This is a genomic window from uncultured Thermus sp., from assembly GCF_938010445.1.
Taxonomy (GTDB): domain Bacteria; phylum Deinococcota; class Deinococci; order Deinococcales; family Thermaceae; genus Thermus; species Thermus altitudinis.
Genome location: NZ_CALLUR010000143.1, coordinates 1 through 3,121, shown reverse-complemented (window position 1 = coordinate 3,121; position 3,121 = coordinate 1). Strand labels below are relative to the sequence as shown.

Sequence of the window (3,121 nt, the reverse complement as noted above, 5' to 3'; positions counted from 1 at the left end):
GGGCACCACGATGCGGTCAAACTCCTCCTCCGTGAGGTAGCCCAGCTCCAGGGCGGCTTGCTTCAGGGTCTTCTTCTCCTTGATGGCCTTCTTCACGATCTCCGCCGCCTTGTCGTAGCCGATGGCCTTGTTCAGGGCGGTGGCCAGCATGGGGTTTTTCTGCAGGTGCTCTTCTATCCGCTCCCGGTTGGGCTCTATGCCCTTGGCCAGGTGCTCGTTGAAGGATTCCATGGCGTCCGCCAGGAGCTTGATGGACTCGAGGGTGGCGTCCACCATCACCGGTTTGTAGACGTTGAGCTGGAAGTTCCCCTGGCTCCCAGCGAAGGCCACGGCGTGGTCGTTGCCAAAGACCCGCACCACCACCATGGTGAGGGCCTCCACCTGGGTGGGGTTCACCTTGCCAGGCATGATGGAGGACCCGGGCTCGTTGGCGGGGATGAAGATCTCCCCAATACCCCCGTAAGGCCCCGAGGCCAGCCAGCGGATATCGTTGCCGATTTTCATCAGGGCCCCGGCCAGGGTGCGCAAGGACCCCATCACCTGCACCAGCTCGTCGTGGGCGGCCAGGGCGCTGAAGCGGTTTTCCGCCACCCTAAAGGGAAGCCCGGTTTCCTCGGCCAGGTACTGGGCCACCCGTTGCCCAAACTGGGGATGGGCGTTTAGACCCGTGCCCACCGCCGTGCCCCCGATGGCCAGGTTGTAGAGGCCCTTTTCCGCTTCCTTCACCATGGCCAGGGTGTTCCTGAGCTGGGCCGCCCAGCTCCCCACCTCCTGCCCCAGGGTGATGGGGACCGCGTCCATGAGGTGGGTGCGCCCTATCTTCACGATGCCGTCAAAGGCCCGGGCCTTCTCCGCAAAGGTCTGGATCAGGGCTTCCGCCGCCGGGTACAGCCTCTGGTGGAGGGCTAGGGCCGTGGCCACGTACATGGCGGTGGGGAAGGTGTCGTTGCTGCTTTGGCCCCGGTTTACGTGGTCGTTGGGGTGCACGTACTTGGAACCCAGGGGCTTCCCTAAAAGCTCCGAGGCCCGGTTGGCGATGACCTCGTTCACGTTCATGTTGGTCTGGGTGCCGCTACCCGTTTGGAAGACCACCAGGGGAAAGTGGTCATCCAGCTTTCCGGCGATGACCTCTTCCGCCGCCTGGATGATGGCCCTTGCGATTTCCTCGGGAAGCTCTCCCAGCTCCAGGTTGGCTCTGGCCGCGGCTTTCTTCAGCATGCCGTAGGCGCGGATGACCTCCAGGGGCATGGGGAAGCGCCAGGCTCCTATACGGAAGTGCTCCAGGGAGCGTTGGGTTTGTGCCCCCCAGTAACGGTCCGCCGGTACCCTTACCTCGCCCATGGTGTCCTGTTCAAGCCGGTATTCCATACGCCACCTCCAGCCCGATTCTATTCCTCCTCATAGGGCTGGCGTAGCCTCACGGGTTGGCCCCGGAGCCCGGCCCGGAGGTTCAGCCACTCCACCAGCACGGCGAAGCCCATGGCGAAGTAGACGTAGCCCTTGGGGATGTGCACCCCCGTGCCCTCGGCCACCAGGGTGAAGCCCACCAAAAGGAGGAAGGAGAGGGCCAGCATCTTCACCGTGGGGTGCCGGTTGACGAAGGCGTAGATGCCCTTGGAAGCCAGGAGCATGATGGCCACGGAAAGCAGGATGGCCGCCACCATCACCGGCACGAAGCGGGTGAGGCCCACGGCGGTGATGACGGAGTCTATGGAAAACACGATGTCCAGGAGGAGCACCTGGCCCATGACCGAGGCCAAGGAGGGGGCCACCCTTTTTATGGCCTCGCCGGGCTCGCCCTCGAGCTTTTCGTGGATCTCCTTCACGGCTTTGTAGATGAGGAAGAGCCCTCCCGCAATCAGGACCAGGTCCTTGCCCGTGACCTCGTGGCCCAGGAGGGCGAAGAGGGGCTCCTTTAAGGCCATGATCCAGGCGATGGAAAGGAGGAACAGGATGCGGGTGAGGGCGGCCAGGGAAAGGCCCATGACCCGGGCCCGGTCCTGCTGTTCTTTGGGCAGTTTGGAGGCCAGGATGCTGATGAAGATCACGTTGTCTATGCCCAGGACCACTTCCAGCACGGTGAGGGTTACGAGGGCGATCCAGACCTCAGGGTTGGTGAGCCAGTCCATGGGAAGGAGTTTACAGGGGGGCGTAGACTAGGGGGCATGGTGGACGTCCTCATTGTGGGTGCCGGTCCGGTGGGCTTGGCGGCGGCCCTCATGGCCAAGCGCCTGGGTCTATCCCACCTGGTCCTGGAAAGGGGGACCGTGGCCGACACCATCTACCGGTTTCCCCGGCAGATGGTTTTCTTTTCCGAGGCCAAGAACCTGGAGATCGGCGGCCACCCCCTGGTCTCCCAAGGGCCCAAGCCTACCCGCCTCGAGGCCCTCCTCTACTACCAGAAGGTGGCGGAAAGGGAAGGGCTGAACGTTCTCACCTACACGGAGGCCACGGCCATTGAGGGGGAGGAGGGGGCCTTCCGCGTCCGGGCCCGGGACCGGCTGGGGGAGAGGGTTTGGCAAAGCCGCTATGTGGTGGTGGCCACGGGGTACTTCGGCAACCCCAACCGCCTGGGGGTGCCGGGGGAGGACCTGCCCCACGTCTTCCACCGCTACGAGGAGGCGGCGCCCTTTTTCCGGCGGCGGGTGGCGGTGGTGGGGGGAAGCAACTCCGCGGTGGAGGTGGCCCTGGACCTCTTTCGGGGTGGGGCGGAGGTGGCCTTGGTCCACCGGGGGAAGTGGGTGCGCCCCAGCGTGAAGTACTGGCTCCTCCCTGATTTTGAGAACCGGGTGAAGGAGGGAAGCATAAGGGCGGTGATGGAAACCCAGGTCAAGGCCATCACCCCGGAGGGCCTCCATCTGGAAGGGCCCCAAGGGGAGGGGTTTTTGGCAGCGGACTTCGTCCTGGTCCAGATCGGCTACCGGGCGGAGGACCGGCTTTTGCGGGAAGCGGGGGTGCGCTACGAAGGGGGGAAGCCCTGGGTTTCCCCGGAGTGGGAAACCTCCCGTAAGGGGCTTTTCGCCATCGGCTCTGCGGCCTTTGGCCCCGATACCCGCTCGGTCTTCATTGAAAATGGCCGCAGGCACGCGGAGGTGGCCCTTTTGGCCATGGCAGGCCGCCT

The 3,121-nt window shown here is 64.5% G+C and carries 3 protein-coding genes; 1 reads left to right on the top strand and 2 read right to left on the bottom strand.

What is annotated here, in order from left to right:
• Together fumC and Q0693_RS07940 are read right to left on the bottom strand one after the other, a co-directional pair.
• On the bottom strand, nucleotides 1-1,368 hold a 1,368-nt coding region (fumC, locus tag Q0693_RS07945), incomplete at its 3' end, for a class II fumarate hydratase (protein WP_298630561.1).
• 20 nt (nucleotides 1,369-1,388) lie between these two features.
• Entirely contained in the window at nucleotides 1,389-2,129 is a 741-nt protein-coding gene (locus Q0693_RS07940) for a TerC family protein (RefSeq protein ID WP_243029362.1), read from the bottom strand.
• A 36-nt stretch (nucleotides 2,130-2,165) separates the two neighbouring features.
• Between Q0693_RS07940 and Q0693_RS07935 the strand changes: the two genes are divergently transcribed.
• Nucleotides 2,166-3,121, top strand: a 956-nt coding sequence (locus Q0693_RS07935) for a YpdA family putative bacillithiol disulfide reductase (protein ID WP_298630559.1), incomplete at its 3' end; no start/stop codon positions are given.

What these genes read in the sequence shown, in the direction of transcription:
- Q0693_RS07940 (WP_243029362.1), bottom strand. Translation starts at nt 2,129, where the DNA reads ATGGACTGGCTCACCAACCCTGAGGTCTGGATCGCCCTCGTAACCCTC.